This is a genomic window from Agromyces archimandritae, from assembly GCF_018024495.1.
GTDB lineage: Bacteria > Actinomycetota > Actinomycetes > Actinomycetales > Microbacteriaceae > Agromyces > Agromyces archimandritae.
Genome location: NZ_CP071696.1, coordinates 249,975 through 263,396, shown reverse-complemented (window position 1 = coordinate 263,396; position 13,422 = coordinate 249,975). Strand labels below are relative to the sequence as shown.

The following is a 13,422-nucleotide window of genomic DNA, read 5'->3' as shown; positions in this document are numbered from 1 at the left end:
GCTGGAGCTGGATTGACCGATCGCCCCATTCGCCTGTTCGGCGACCCCGTCCTGAAGTCCGTCTCGGCTCCCATCGAGCAGGTCGACGGCCGCATCCGCTCGCTCGTCGAGGACCTCGTCGACAGCGTGCGCCTTCCCGGGCGCGCGGGGGTCGCGGCCTCGCAGATCGGCGTCGCACTGCGCGCATTCAGCTACAACGTCGACGGCGAGGTCGGGTATCTCTTGAACCCCGAGATCCTCGAGCGGAGCGGCGAGCCCGTGAAGATCGACGAGGGATGCCTCTCGGTGCCGGGCCTCTGGTTTCCGACGCCTCGCTACCCGAAGGTGACCGCGCGCGGCACCGATCTCGACGGCAATGAGATCGTGATCGAGGGGGAGAGGCTCATGGCGCAGGCGCTGCAGCACGAGTGCGATCACCTCGACGGGATGCTCTACATCGACCGCCTCGACAAGCCCGAGCGACGTGAGGCGATGAAGCAGATCCGCGAGTCGGACTGGTTCTGAGCCGCGGGCCCGCCCGCACGTGAGGATCAGCGCACGACCGTGTGGCCCTCGGTCATCGGCGCGCCGGAGTACATGCCCTCGACGACCTCGGCGAAGTCTTCGAGGATGACCTTGCGCTTAATCGACAGCTTCGGCGTGAGGTGGCCTCCGTCCTCGGTGAGGTCGTGGTCGAGGATGGTGAACTTGCGGATCGACTCGGCGCGCGAGACGAGCTCGTTGGCCTGGTCGATCGCCCGCTGCACCTCGGCGAGCACGCGGGGGTGCACCGCCGCCTCGGCGACGCTCATGCCGGCGTCTTCGCCGTTGTTGCCCAGCCACGTCGGCAGCATCTCCTCGTCGAGGGTGACGAGGGCGGCGATGAAGGGCTTCTGGTCCCCGACGACGACGACCTGGCTGATGAGCGGGTTCGCGCGGATCGGGTCTTCGAGTGCGGCCGGCGAGACGTTCTTGCCGCCGGCGGTGACGATGATCTCCTTCTTGCGGCCGGTGATGGTGAGGTAGCCGTCGGCGTCGAGGGAGCCGAGGTCGCCGGTCTTGAACCAGTCGCCGTCGAAGGCGGCCGCGGTCGCCTCGGGGTTGTTCCAGTACTCCTTGAACACGTTGACGCCGCGGATCTCGATCTCGCCGTCGTCGGCCAGACGGAAGCCGATGCCCGGGAGGGCCGGGCCGACGGTGCCGATCTTCGACTTCTGCGGCAGGTTGACGCTGGCGGGGGCGGTCGTCTCGGTCAGGCCGTAGCCCTCGAGGATGTTCACGCCGAGGGCGCGGTAGAAGTGGCCGAGGCGCGTACCGAGCGGTGCGGACCCCGAGACGGCGTACTTGACGCGACCGCCCATGGCTTCGCGGAGCTGTGCGAAGACGAGGGCGTCGAAGAGCTTGAACTTGAGCTTCAGGCCGAGCGGCACACGGCCGGAGTCGAGCGCCGAGGAGTAGGCGACGGCCGTCTCGGCGGCCTTGCGGAAGATCTTGCCCTTGCCGCCGCTCTCGGCCTTCTGCTCGGCGACGTTGTAGACCTTCTCGAAGACGCGCGGCACGGCGAGGAGGAACGTCGGCTTGAACGACTGCATGGCCGGCATCAGGTTCTTCGTGTCGGGCTGGTGGCCGACGCGAACGCCGCCGTGCACGCAGAGCACCGAGATGAAGCGGGCGAAGACGTGCCCGAGGGTGATGAAGAGCAGCGTCGAGGCGCCGCCGCGGTCGAGGATGACCTCGTCGAGGGCGATCGCGGTGTTGCGCGAGAGCTCCACGAAGTTCGAGTGGGTGAGCACGCAGCCCTTGGGCCGGCCCATGGAGCCCGAGGTGTAGATGAGGGTCGCCATGTCGGAGCCGACCGCGATCTTGCGGCGGCGCTCGATCTCGGCGTCGTCGATGTCGGTGCCGCCGGCGACGATCTTGTCGAGGTCGCCGAGGTCGATCTGCCACACGTTGCGGATGCCGGGCAGTTCGGGGTGCACCTCGTCGAAACGCGCGAAGTGGTCGGCGGTCTCGAGGATGACGGCGGTGGCGCCCGAGTCGCTCATGCTCCAGCGCACCTGGGCGGGGGAGTTGGTCTCGTAGATCGGGACGAGGATCGCGCCGGCGTACCAGGCGGCGAAGTCGATGAGCGTCCACTCGTAGCGGGTGCGGCACATGAGGCCGATCTTGTCGCCGGGCTGGATGCCGGCCGCGGCGAAGCCCTTGGCGAGGGCGACGACCTGATCGCGGAACTCGCGGGCGGTGACGGGGCTCCAGCCGCCGTCGGGGGTGGGGATCGCGAAGAGCTCGGTGTCCGGAGTCGCCGCGACGCGGGCCTCCAGGAGATCTGCGGTGTTCGCATCGGGGTCGGGTTCCACGATGCGAGGGGTTTCGAATTCGATCACGGTAGCTCCTTCGGCACCGGTCCAGCGGGCGCACGCCGGCGTGCACGGCCGATGCTCGATTGGTGGTGGGGTTCATTACACTCTAGTCGTTGCTCGAGATGCCCCGGCCGCCCGGCCGGCGCCGGGCAGCCGGAGAGGACGGGCGCGTGCACGCGATCGGCATCGACATCGGCGGGACGAAGATCGCCGGCGCGGTCGTGGATGAGCTCGGCGGGATCGTGCGGCGCAACCGCCGCCCCTCGCCGGCCGGGGACGGCGAGCGCATCGTCGAGACCGTCGCCGAGATGATCGAGGAGCTCGCCGGCGACGAGCCGGTGATCGCCGCGGGCGTCGCGGCGGCCGGCTTCGTGGATTCGGCGCAGTCGACGGTGTATTACGCCCCGAACCTCGACTGGCGCAACGAACCGTTGCGGGAGCGGCTCGAGGCCAGGCTCGGCCTGCCGATCGTGGTCGACAACGACGCGAACGCGGCCGGATGGGCCGAGTTCCGGTTCGGTGCCGGCCGGCTCGTCAGCGACATGTGCATGCTCACGATCGGCACGGGCGTCGGCGGGGCGATCGTCAGCGGCGACCGGCTCTTCCGCGGCGGCTTCGGCTCGGGCGGCGAGCTCGGCCACCTCCGCCTCGTGCCGGACGGGCTGCCGTGCGGTTGCGGGCAGCGCGGTTGCATCGAGCAGTACGGATCGGGTCGTGCGCTGCTGCGCATCGCCGGCGGGATCGCCGACGAGGAGGCTGCCGGCATCGGCCGGGCGCTGGCCGCCGCGCGGGCGGAGCGGCCGCTCGACGGCGAATCGGTCGGCGCGCTCATCCAGGCGGGCGATCCGGGCGCGCTCGAGGCGCTGGGCCGCCTCGGCCGAAACCTCGGCGAGGCCTGCGCGACGCTCTCGGCCGTGCTCGATCCGCAGCGCTTCGTCTTCGGCGGCGGCGTCTCGATCGCCGGGGAGCTGCTGCTAGCCCCGATCCGCGAAGCGTTCGCCGCGCATCTGCCGGCCCGCGGCTTCCACCCCGAGCCCGACTTCGTGATCGCGGAGTTCGTGAACGACGCCGGGATCGTCGGCGCCGCCGACCTCGCGCGCGTCTGGGTCGCAGAGCGTGCATGAGCCTCGGCGTAGGGTTGGACGGGTGAGCGAGAAGAGGAGCACCGGCGGGTCCGCCGTCTTCTACTGGATCATGAAGCACATCGTGGTCGGCCCGATCGTGCTCGCCCTCTTCCGCCCGTGGGTGACGGGCCTGGAGAACATTCCGAAGTCCGGGGGAGCGATCCTCGCCTCGAACCACCTGTCGTTCATCGACTCGATCTTCCTGCCGCTCGTCGTCGACCGCCCGGTCGCCTTCCTCGCCAAGAGCGAGTACTTCACGGGCAAGGGGCTGAAGGGCTGGGCGACGCGCCTGTTCTTCCAGGCGTCCGGCCAGCTGCCGATCGACCGCTCGGGCGGCAAGGCCTCGGAGGCCTCGCTGAACACGGGGCTCCGAGTGCTCGGCGAGCAGCGTCTGCTCGGGATCTACCCCGAGGGCACCCGCAGCCCCGACGGCAAGCTCTACCGCGGGCGCACGGGCGTGGCGCGCATGGTGCTCGAATCGGGCGTGCCCGTCGTGCCGGTCGCGATGATCGGCACCGAGAAGGTCATGCCGATCGGCAAGCGGATGCCGCGCATCCGTCGCATCGGGGTCGTCGTCGGCGAGCCCGTCGACTTCTCGCGCTTCGACGGATTCGAGCAGGATCGCTTCGTGTTGCGTTCCGTGACGGACGAACTCGTCTACCGTCTCCGGGCCCTGAGCGGCCAGGAATACGTGGACGTCTATGCGAGCTCCGTGAAGGAGCAGCGCGCCTCGCTTTCGCGCTAGGCTGGAACGTCGGCGCCGCGATTCGCGGCGCCGCGTCCGTATCCGCATGCGCACCAGCGCTCGAACCTCAGGACATCCAGTGGTCATTCCGGTCGAACCCGTCGTCAACGCAGATCCCGCTGTGCTCGCCGGTCTCGACTATTGGCGCACGCTGCCGATCAAGCAGCAGCCCGCCTGGCCCGATCCCGAGCTCGCCCAGGCAGCCGCGGCAGAACTCGCGACGCTGCCGCCGCTCGTCTTCGCCGGCGAAGTGGATCGACTGCGCGAGCGCCTCGCGGAGGTCGCCGCCGGTCGCGCCTTCGCCCTGCAGGGCGGCGACTGCGCCGAGACCTTCGCCGGCGCCACCGCCGACAAGATCCGCAACCGCGTGAAGACCGTGCTGCAGATGGCCGTCGTGCTCACCTATGGCGCCTCGCTGCCCGTCGTGAAGATGGGGCGGATGGCCGGTCAGTTCGCCAAGCCCCGTTCCTCCGACACCGAGACGCGGGGCGAGGCGACCCTGCCGGCCTACCGCGGCGACATCGTCAACGGCTACGACTTCACCCCCGAGTCCCGTGCGGCCGATCCGTCGCGGCTCATCCGCGGCTACCACACGGCCGCCTCGACCCTGAACCTCATCCGCGCCTTCACCCAGGGCGGCTTCGCCGACCTCCGTCAGGTGCACGCCTGGAACAAGGGCTTCGCTCAGAACCCGGCGAACCACCGGTACGAGGCGATGGCGCGCGAGATCGACCGCGCGGTGCGCTTCATGGACGCCTGTGGCGCAGACTTCGAGGCGCTGAAGCACACCGAGTTCTACACCGCCCATGAGGGTCTGCTCATGGACTACGAGCGGCCGATGACCCGCATCGACTCGCGCACGGGCACCCCGTACGACACCTCGAGCCACTTCATCTGGATCGGCGAGCGCACCCGCGATCTCGACGGTGCGCACGTCGACTTCCTCTCGCGCGTGCGCAACCCGATCGGCGTCAAGCTCGGGCCGACGACCACGCCCGAGACGATGCTCGAACTCGTCGAGAAGCTCGACCCCGAACGCGAGCCCGGCCGGCTGACGTTCATCACGCGGATGGGCTCCGGGCGCATCCGCGAGGCGCTGCCGCCCCTGCTCGAGGCGATCAAGGCCTCCGACGCGAATCCGGTGTGGATCACCGACCCGATGCACGGCAACGGCATCACGACGCCGACCGGCTACAAGACGCGCCGTTTCGACGACGTCGTCGACGAGGTCAAGGGCTTCTTCGAGGCGCATCGGGCCGCCGGCACGCATCCCGGCGGTATCCACGTGGAGCTCACGGGCGACGACGTCACCGAGTGCCTCGGCGGCTCGGAGCACATCGATGAGGAGACGCTCGCGACGCGCTACGAGTCGCTGTGCGATCCGCGCCTGAACCACGTCCAGTCGCTCGAGCTGGCCTTCCTCGTCGCCGAGGAGCTCTCGGCCTGAGCGCCGCACGGTCGGCGGCGGCCTCGCGGGCCTCGTTCAGAGGTCGAGCGTGCCCACGAGCGTCACATCGCTGCCTTCGACGGCGGTCTGGTCGCCGCCGCCGGCCGGGTCCATCGATTTGACGTTGGCGATGCCGAGGAGGGCGTCGGGGAACTGGTAGACGGGGTTGAACCCGGCCTCGCGGAGCTCGGCGACCGCGTCCTGCATCTTCTTGCCGACGACATCGGGCAGCGGCACGAGGTTCTGGCCCTTCGAGAGGCGCAGGTCGATCGTGTCGCCGGGGCGTACGACGCCGTCGTTCTCGGGCCACCATTCGAGCACGGCGCCCGCTGCGACCTTGCCGGAGTTGTCGAAGACCTCGTCGACGACGGCGCTCTTCAGGCCGGCCTCGTCGAGGATCGCTGCGGCGGAGTCGGCGCTCTCGTTCCAGGTGTCGGGGATGGGGCCGGCCGAGACGGCGAGGGTGATCGCCCCGAGTTCGGGGTATTCGGCGCCGAGCGGCTCGCCGTTCTCGTCGAGCACGGCAATGACGTTGCCCGCTTCGACATCGTCGGTGAACCGCCGGTCGGGCTTCTCGGCGACGGCGAAGTCGGAGAGGGTGTCGCGCGCCTGTTCCTCGGTCATGCCGACGGCGTCGGGCACGGGCAGGATGCGCGCGCCGAGCGAGACGAACAGCTGCACGGTTCCGCCGCGGCGGGCCTGCTCGCCAGCGGCCGGATCGGTGCCGGACACCTGCCCTTCGGGCACCTTGGGGTCGTGGCGTTCGCCATTCTGCACGACGAATCCGGCATCTACGAGCTGCTGTTCGGCGTTCGCGGGCAGCCCCGTGACCTTCGGGACTTCTGCGAAGGCGCCCGGTCCGGCGCCGAAGTACCAGCCGGTGCCGCCGGCCAGGGCGATGAGCAGCACGACGAGCGCGAAGATCCAGGTGCCGCGGCGCGTGCGGCGTTCGGCGGTGCGGGTGAGCCGGGCGGCGTCGTCTTCGGGTTCGGCGGCCGGCGCCGCGCTGCGGGTGCCGAGCACGGCGGTCTCGGCGATGGATGCCGTGGGCGCGGCCGCCCCCTCGGGAAGCCGCTCGAGCACACGGGTCGAGCCGGCGGGCTCGCCGCCGCGGACGGAGCCTTCGATCTCGCGCAGCCGCTCGAGCAGTTGTCGGGCGTCGGCCGGGCGGTCCTCCGGGTCGCGTGCGGTGGCCCACAGCACGAGTTCGTCGAACTCGATCGGCAGCGACGGGTCTTTCGCGCTCGGCGGCGGCACCTGCTCGTTCGCGTGCTGGTAGGCGATCTGCATGGGAGCTTCGCCCACGAAGGGCTGCTCGCCGGTGAGCATCTCGTACATCATGATGCCGACGGCGTAGAGGTCGCTGCGGGCGTCGGCGACGCCGCGGGTGACGAGCTCGGGGGAGAGGTAGGCGATGGTGCCGAGCAGGGCCTGGCCGGTCGCGGTGTTGGCGGAGGCGGCCCGGGCGAGGCCGAAGTCGCCGAGCTTGATGCGGCCGTCGTCGGCGAGCAGCACGTTCTCGGGCTTCACGTCGCGGTGGACGATGCCGGACTGGTGCGCGGCGGCCAGGCCGGCGAGCACGGCGTCCATGATGTCGGTCGTCTGCTCGGGGGTGAGCTTCTGGTAGTCCTTCAGGAGTTCGCGGAGCGTGATGCCCGGCAGGTACTCCATCACGAGGTAGGCGGAGTCGGCGTCCTGCCCCTGGTCGTAGACGTTCACGACGTTGGGATGGGCCAGGCGGGCAGCCGAACGGGCCTCCTGCACGAAGCGGGTCTTGAAGGTGTTGTCGTCGGCCAGGTGCCCGTGCATGATCTTGATCGCGACACGGCGCTCGAGGCGGAGGTCGGTGGCGAGGTAGACGGTCGCCATGCCGCCGCGGGCGATCCGCGAGCGCACCTGATAGCGGCCGTCGATGAGACGGCCGATCATGGGATCTGCGGGCGCGTTGGTCACGGTCCGAGTCTACGAACGGCCATATGCCCGAGTCTGGCCACACGCTGAAGGCGCGCCGATCGAGACCGCATCGTGACGGTTCAGCCGAGCTCGGCGAGCCACTGCCTGGCGGCCTGCTCCCATTTCGCGTAGTGGTTGGGGAACGCGGAGTTCTGCACGGCCTGGGCGGCCTGGGCGACGGTCATCTCCTGCCAGCGGGGGATGTCGAGGAGGCCTCGCGTCCGCCCCGGATTGGGGTTGGCGTCGCCGCCGTAGAAGGCGGTCGCGGCGCGCACGGGGTCCAGCACCTCGGCTGCCGTGCCCCAGCCCTGGCTCGGTCGCTGCTGGAACAGGCCGAGCGAGTCGCGGTCGCCGTGGACGACGTTCTTCAGCCCGGACTCCTGGGCGGCTGCCGTGATCGCGACGACGATGCCGTCGTCGGGCACGCCGAGGGAACGGCCGACGTCGATGATGAGGCGGGCGTTGCCCCGCATCTCCTCGGTGAGGGCCGGCCGCACGGAGGCGGCCGTCTCGATCGCGACGGGCCTGGGGATGCTGAGGCGTTCGCCCGGGCGGATGACGGCGCTGCCGCCGAGGCCGTTGGCGTCGAGGAGCGATTGCACCGAGACGCCGTGCTCGGCGGCGAGATCCCAGACGGTGTCGCCGTCGCGGACGACGATGCTGTCCGCCGCGGCCGGCGCCGCGGGCGGGGCGGGCGGCTGGGCGGGCGGCGGCGCGGGTGCGTCCGCCGGCGCTGCGGTGCCGGCCGGGCCCGGGATGATGATCGCCTGGCCGGGGAAGATCAGGCTGTCGCGGCCGAGCCCGTTCGCCCGCAGCACGGCGTCGGTGCTCGCGCCGTACTGCGCGGCGATGCCGCCGATGGTATCGCCGGCGGCGACGGTGTGACGGCGGATGTCGTCGGTCGTCCGCGCCGCAGCGGCGGGGACCGGGGCGGCGCCGGTGCGCAGGCGCAGCTCTTGCCCGGGGAAGATGAGCGTCGACCAGCCGAGGCCGTTGAGGGCGAGGACTTCGGCGGTGGGCAGGCCGAATCGTTCGGCGATGCCGCTGACGGTGTCGCCGTCGGCGACGCGATACACGGTGGGCGCCGGCGCGGCAGCGGGCACCGCGACGGTCGCCGGAGCCGGCGGTGCCGCCGTCGGGGGCTTCGGCAGGGGCTGGCGCTTCGGCGGTTCCGGCGCGGCCGCCTGGGCGGGCGTGGCGATGCCCAGGGCGACGGCGAGGGCCGAGACCAGGCCGATCGGCGCCGCGAGGATGCCGCGCCGCCGTACGGGCTCTTCGTCGTGCTCGGGCGTGTGCTTCGACATCCGCGTTCCCCCATCCGACCCGCGGCGGGTCGCTCGCTTCGGGGCCACCGTCGCACAGGGCCGGAGTCGAGTCAATCACCGCGTCCCGTGTGTGCGATTCCCGGGTTCCGACCCGGGGAGGGCCTCGGGCATGGCAGGCTTGAGGGGTGAACGACGCGCGCGAAGCGATTGACTGGCTGACCGTTCCCGAGCTCGTCGAGCTGCTCGGCGAGAGTCCGGGCCGCATCCGGCGCCTCATCGAGGACCGTCAGCTGCTCGGCGTCCGCATCGACGGCGTGCTGAAGGTGCCGGCGGCCTTCGTGCGCGACGGCGCGCCGTTGCCGGAACTCCGCGGCACGATCATGGTGCTCGGCGACAACGGCTTCGGCGACGAAGAGGCCCTCGATTGGCTGATCGCCGAAGAGGAGAGCCTCGGGGCCTCGCCGATCGAGGCCTTGCTGGCCGGTCGCAAGGCCGAGGTCAGACGGGTCGCCCAGGCCCTCGCCTGACCGGCGCCGTCTCAGCGGCTGCGGCGCGAGACGGAGGTCGCGAGCGCGTCGAGCGACGCGGCGGCGGATGCCGCGACGGGCGCCCCGTCGAGGGCTCCGCGCGCTTCGTCGACGCGCTCGGCGATCATCTGCTCGAGCTCGTCGACCGCGCCCGAGTCGGCGATGGTGCGCTGCAGCATGGCGATCTGCTCGGTATCGAGGCCGGGGTCTCCGAGGAGTTCGTCGAGGAGGCGGCGTGCGCTCTCGGGCAGGCGCTCGCGCGCGGCGGCGATGAGCAGGGTCCGCTTGCCCTCGCGCAGATCGTCGCCGGCCGGCTTTCCGGTCACGGCCGGGTCGCCGAAGACGCCGAGCAGGTCGTCGCGCAGCTGATAGGCGATCCCGAGCGGCAGGCCGTAGCCGCGGAGGGCCGCGAGCTGCTCGGGCGTCGCGCCGCCGATGGCCGCGCCGATCGCGAGCGGGGCCTCGACGGAGTATTTCGCCGACTTGTAGACGACGACGCGCAGGGCGACGTCGCGGCGTTCGGCCTCGTTTCGCACGGGCCAGGCCTGTTCTTCGAGGATGTCGAGGTATTGCCCGGCGGTGACCTCGGTGCGCATCGTCGTGAAGGCGGCGCGTGCGGCGCGGGCCCGCTCGGGATCGCCGAGGGCGGTCAGGCCCTCGTCGAGCAGTTCGTCGCTCCAGCCGAGCAGCAGGTCGCCGAGCAGGATCGCCGCGGAGCGGCCGAAGGCACCGGCATCGCCCGCCCAGTCGGATGCGGTGTGCTCCGACTCGAAGAGGCGGTGGGCGCTCGGGGCGCCCCGGCGCGTGTCCGAATTGTCGATGAGGTCGTCGTGCACGAGGGCCGCGGCGTGGAAGAGCTCGAGGGCGGCGGCGGCCGAGACGATGGCCTCGCGCGAGCCGCGGGGCATGGATGCCGCCTCGCCGTCGATCACGGCCTCCCAGCCGCGATAGCAGAACTGCGCCCGGAAGCGCTTGCCGCCGCTGAGAAAGCGCCGGGAGAACCCGATGAGGGCATCCAGATCCCCGCTGACGGGGAGGAGAATCGAAGCACGTTCGGCGAGGAAGCCCTCGATGCGCTCCTGCACGAGGTCGACCAGGCGGAAGGGGTGGGCCACTCGCCTAGCCTACCGGCGGTGCCGAGCGCTAGAATGACGTTGATGCGTCGGTCCTGAGCCTGAGGGGAATGAGATGCCGCTTTCAGAACAGGAACAGCGCCTTCTCGATGAGATGGAGCGAAGCCTCTATCGGAACGATGCCGATTTCGTGCAGGCCGTCCGCGGTCGCCGGGGTCGGGTCGACTACCGGGCGATCGTGCTCGGGATCCTGCTCGCCGTCGTCGGCATCGGCGTGCTCATCGCAGGCGTCGCCCTGCAGCTGCTCATCGTCGGGATCGTGGGCTTCGCGCTCATGTTCGGCGGGGTGCTGCTCGCGATCACGCCGTCGCGCCGCTCGACGGCCGCCGCTGCCGCGGCCGAGCCGCGTGCGACCGGATCGCGCCGTGCCGCCTCGGGCGGCTTCATGGATCGTCTGAACGACCGGTGGGACCGTCGCCAGGAGGGGCGCGACTGAGCATCCCGCGCGGGCGGCCGCGCGGAACTCGATGAACGGACCGGCGAGACCGGTCCGTTTTTCTGTGCCCTGAGGGCATTCCTCCACCTTCCTCCCCGCGACTCGATCCACACGTATCGAACGGGTCGGAATGTCACCCGAACGGGGTGGGAATGCGCCCCGGCGCGCCCGTAGGGGCGACATGGGGAATCCTCCCCTCCACCACGATCTCCCGCGGAATTCCGCGGATCTCGATCCGACACTCGCGAAAAGGCGAGCGAATGTCGTTGTTCGGTGGTGGGGAGTGGAGTAAAGTGGAGACACCTGGAATCCGGGCCGGAGGAAAAGGGGGTGTGCGATGTTCCTCGGGACGTATGAGCCGAAGCTGGACGAGAAGGGTCGCATCATTCTTCCGGCCAAATTCCGGGACGAACTCGCCCACGGACTCGTCATGACGCGCGGTCAGGAGCGCTGCGTCTACGTGTTCGCGAACGCCGAGTTCGAGGACATGCACGACAAGATCCGCCAAGCCCCCGTCACGAGCAAGCAAGCGCGCGACTATCTGCGCGTCTTCCTGTCGGGGGCCACCGCGGAGACCCCCGACAAACAGCACCGCGTCACCATCCCGCCCGCGCTCCGCGCGTATGCGGGGCTCGACCGCGACCTCGCCGTCATCGGCGCCGGATCGCGCGTGGAGATCTGGGACGCGACGGCCTGGCAGACGTACCTCGCCGAGCAGGAGGCGGCCTTCGCGGAAACGGCGGAGGAGGTGATCCCGGGCCTCTTCTGACCGCTGGCTCCGACTCCCAGCCGGCTCCTGACCTCACTTCCCCGAGGTCAGGCCACCGGATGGGGATCGGAACCCGAGGTCAGGGCCCGAAGGAACATGGACATCGAACGCATCCACACCCCCGTCATGCTCGAACGCACCGTCGAGCTGCTCGCCCCCGCCGTCGAACGCGAGGGGGCGGTCCTCGTCGACGGCACCCTCGGCATGGGCGGGCACAGTGCCGCGCTCCTCGAACGATTCCCGGGGCTCACGATCATCGGCCTCGACCGAGACACCGAGGCCCTCGCGATCGCCCGGGAGCGCCTCGCGCCCTTCGGCGACCGTGCGCGCTTCGTGCACACCGTCTACGACGGCATCGCCGACGCCGTCGCCGGCGAGGGCTTCGACGAGGTGCAGGGCGTGCTGCTCGACCTCGGCGTCTCCTCCATGCAGCTCGACCGCGCCGAACGCGGCTTCGCCTACGCGAAGGACGCGCCGCTCGACATGCGGATGGACCCGACCACCGGGCCGACCGCCGCCGACGTCGTCCGCGACGCGAGCGAGGCCGAGCTCCGGCGGATCTTCGCCGAATACGGCGAGGAGAAGCTCGCCGGCCGTTACGCACGGGCGATCGTGAAGGCGCGGGATGCCGCGCCGATCCTCCGCTCCGGGCAGCTCGTCGACGTGCTGCAGGAGGCCACGCCCGTCGCCGTGCAACGCCAGGGGCACCCGGCCAAACGCGTCTTCCAGGCGCTGCGCATCGAGGTCAACGAAGAGCTGTCCGTGCTGGAACGCACGATGCCCGCCGCCCTCGGGGCGCTCGGCGTCGGCGGCCGCATCGTCGTGCTGGCCTACCAGTCGCTGGAAGACCGCATCGTCAAGCGCTCCCTGGCCCGCGCCACGAGTTCGAGCGCCCCGGCCGGGCTGCCCATGGAATTGCCGGAGCACAAACCGGAGTTCCGCCTGCTCGTCCGCGGCGCCGAACTCGCTAGCGAGGCCGAGCAGGCCGAGAACCCCAGAGCCAAACCGGTGCGCTTGCGCGCCGCCGAACGTGTGAGGAGGCCGTCATGAGCGCGATCCACGCCCAGACCGCCCCGAGGGGCGGCACCCGCGGCGGGAGCCCGCGTCTCAGGCCCGCGCCGCGCCCGCACGACCGGACGAAGCCGTCGCTCGGGTACGCGGTCATCGCCGTCGTCGTCTTCCTCGGGATCATCGCGGCGCAGCTCGTGCTGAGCATCGGCCTGGCGCAGGGAGCGTACGAACTCGACGCGCTGCGCGCCGAGCATGCCGACCTCGACCGGCAGAGCCAGAGCCTGCAGGAGGACCTCGAGCGCGTGCAGTCGCCCCAGTACCTGGCGGCCAACGCCGAGGCGCTCGGCATGGTGCCGAACACGAACCCGGTCTACCTCCGGCTCTCGGACGGCGCCGTGCTCGGCGAGCCGACGCCGGCCGGGCCGGCCGCCGCCACCGGCGCCGACGTCTCCAACGCGCTCATCGCCGGCGTGCCGCTCGTCACCGCAGAGGGGGCGAAGGGCGACGCCGCGCGGCAGCCGATCGTGCCTCCGGCGGGCGGAGGGGACGCAGCCGGCGGGAGCGAGACGGGCGAGGGCGGCGCCGGGGGAGCCGGCGACCCGGCATCCACCGGGGCGAGGCCCGAGGCGCCCGCCGCGCCCGACGGTCTGCCCACGCCGGCCACGCACTGATC

At 71.1% G+C, this 13,422-nt stretch carries 13 protein-coding genes; 9 read left to right on the top strand and 4 right to left on the bottom strand.

Annotated elements, in window-relative coordinates:
* Positions 1-12: 12 nt before the first annotated feature.
* Complete coding sequence (gene def / locus G127AT_RS01270; protein ID WP_210899030.1) at positions 13-504, top strand: peptide deformylase; 492 nt, start codon at positions 13-15, stop codon at positions 502-504.
* A gap of 26 nt (positions 505-530) precedes the next feature.
* Here the strand turns inward: def and G127AT_RS01265 are convergent, their stop codons facing one another.
* On the bottom strand, positions 531-2,363 hold the full coding sequence (locus G127AT_RS01265; protein ID WP_210899028.1) for an AMP-dependent synthetase/ligase: 1,833 nt from the start codon (positions 2,361-2,363) through the stop codon (positions 531-533).
* 146 nt (positions 2,364-2,509) lie between these two features.
* Here G127AT_RS01265 and G127AT_RS01260 point away from each other — a divergent pair, with 146 nt between their 5' ends.
* From G127AT_RS01260 to G127AT_RS01250, 3 genes are all read left to right on the top strand, one after another.
* Positions 2,510-3,463 carry an ROK family glucokinase gene (locus G127AT_RS01260; RefSeq protein WP_210901688.1) on the top strand — a complete coding sequence of 318 codons (954 nt, stop codon included), beginning with the start codon at positions 2,510-2,512 and terminating at the stop codon, positions 3,461-3,463.
* Positions 3,464-3,533: 70 nt separating this feature from the next.
* Positions 3,534-4,208 carry a lysophospholipid acyltransferase family protein gene (locus G127AT_RS01255; RefSeq protein ID WP_210901686.1) on the top strand — a complete coding sequence of 225 codons (675 nt, stop codon included), beginning with the start codon at positions 3,534-3,536 and terminating at the stop codon, positions 4,206-4,208.
* Positions 4,209-4,329: 121 nt separating this feature from the next.
* The gene (locus G127AT_RS01250) at positions 4,330-5,655 is read left to right on the top strand and encodes a class II 3-deoxy-7-phosphoheptulonate synthase (protein ID WP_425305893.1); all 1,326 of its coding nucleotides are present in this window, start codon (positions 4,330-4,332) and stop codon (positions 5,653-5,655) included.
* Positions 5,656-5,691: 36 nt separating this feature from the next.
* On the opposite strand, the gene pknB is transcribed toward G127AT_RS01250, so the two are convergent.
* A complete protein-coding gene (gene pknB, locus G127AT_RS01245; protein ID WP_210899024.1) occupies positions 5,692-7,608 on the bottom strand; it encodes a Stk1 family PASTA domain-containing Ser/Thr kinase in 1,917 nt (638 codons plus the stop codon).
* Between the two features lie 80 nt (positions 7,609-7,688).
* Positions 7,689-8,912, bottom strand: a complete 1,224-nt coding sequence (locus tag G127AT_RS01240; RefSeq protein WP_210899022.1) for a muramidase family protein — start codon at positions 8,910-8,912, stop codon at positions 7,689-7,691.
* Positions 8,913-9,058: 146 nt separating this feature from the next.
* Here G127AT_RS01240 and G127AT_RS01235 point away from each other — a divergent pair, with 146 nt between their 5' ends.
* Complete coding sequence (locus G127AT_RS01235) at positions 9,059-9,400, top strand: Rv2175c family DNA-binding protein (protein WP_244857675.1); 342 nt, start codon at positions 9,059-9,061, stop codon at positions 9,398-9,400.
* Between the two features lie 11 nt (positions 9,401-9,411).
* On the opposite strand, the gene G127AT_RS01230 is transcribed toward G127AT_RS01235, so the two are convergent.
* The gene (locus G127AT_RS01230; RefSeq protein ID WP_210899020.1) at positions 9,412-10,515 is read right to left on the bottom strand and encodes a polyprenyl synthetase family protein; all 1,104 of its coding nucleotides are present in this window, start codon (positions 10,513-10,515) and stop codon (positions 9,412-9,414) included.
* A gap of 73 nt (positions 10,516-10,588) precedes the next feature.
* Here G127AT_RS01230 and G127AT_RS01225 point away from each other — a divergent pair, with 73 nt between their 5' ends.
* The 4 genes from G127AT_RS01225 (at position 10,589) to ftsL (ending at position 13,420) form a co-directional block, all read left to right on the top strand.
* On the top strand, positions 10,589-10,969 hold the full coding sequence (locus tag G127AT_RS01225) for a DUF3040 domain-containing protein (RefSeq protein ID WP_210899018.1): 381 nt from the start codon (positions 10,589-10,591) through the stop codon (positions 10,967-10,969).
* Between the two features lie 337 nt (positions 10,970-11,306).
* A complete protein-coding gene (mraZ, locus tag G127AT_RS01220) occupies positions 11,307-11,738 on the top strand; it encodes a division/cell wall cluster transcriptional repressor MraZ (protein ID WP_210899016.1) in 432 nt (143 codons plus the stop codon).
* Between the two features lie 96 nt (positions 11,739-11,834).
* Positions 11,835-12,788: a 16S rRNA (cytosine(1402)-N(4))-methyltransferase RsmH gene (gene rsmH / locus G127AT_RS01215; protein WP_210899013.1), complete on the top strand. Its 954-nt coding sequence runs from the start codon at positions 11,835-11,837 to the stop codon at positions 12,786-12,788.
* The gene (gene ftsL, locus G127AT_RS01210) at positions 12,785-13,420 is read left to right on the top strand and encodes a cell division protein FtsL (RefSeq protein WP_210899011.1); all 636 of its coding nucleotides are present in this window, start codon (positions 12,785-12,787) and stop codon (positions 13,418-13,420) included. Before rsmH ends, ftsL begins: the two co-directional genes overlap by 4 nt.
* Positions 13,421-13,422: the final 2 nt, after the last annotated feature.

What these genes read in the sequence shown, in the direction of transcription:
- G127AT_RS01255 (WP_210901686.1), top strand. Translation starts at nt 3,534, where the DNA reads ATGAAGCACATCGTGGTCGGCCCGATCGTGCTCGCCCTCTTCCGCCCG.
- G127AT_RS01240 (WP_210899022.1), bottom strand. Translation starts at nt 8,912, where the DNA reads ATGTCGAAGCACACGCCCGAGCACGACGAAGAGCCCGTACGGCGGCGC.
- G127AT_RS01225 (WP_210899018.1), top strand. Translation starts at nt 10,589, where the DNA reads ATGCCGCTTTCAGAACAGGAACAGCGCCTTCTCGATGAGATGGAGCGA.
- mraZ (WP_210899016.1), top strand. Translation starts at nt 11,307, where the DNA reads ATGTTCCTCGGGACGTATGAGCCGAAGCTGGACGAGAAGGGTCGCATC.
- rsmH (WP_210899013.1), top strand. Translation starts at nt 11,835, where the DNA reads ATGGACATCGAACGCATCCACACCCCCGTCATGCTCGAACGCACCGTC.
- ftsL (WP_210899011.1), top strand. Translation starts at nt 12,785, where the DNA reads ATGAGCGCGATCCACGCCCAGACCGCCCCGAGGGGCGGCACCCGCGGC.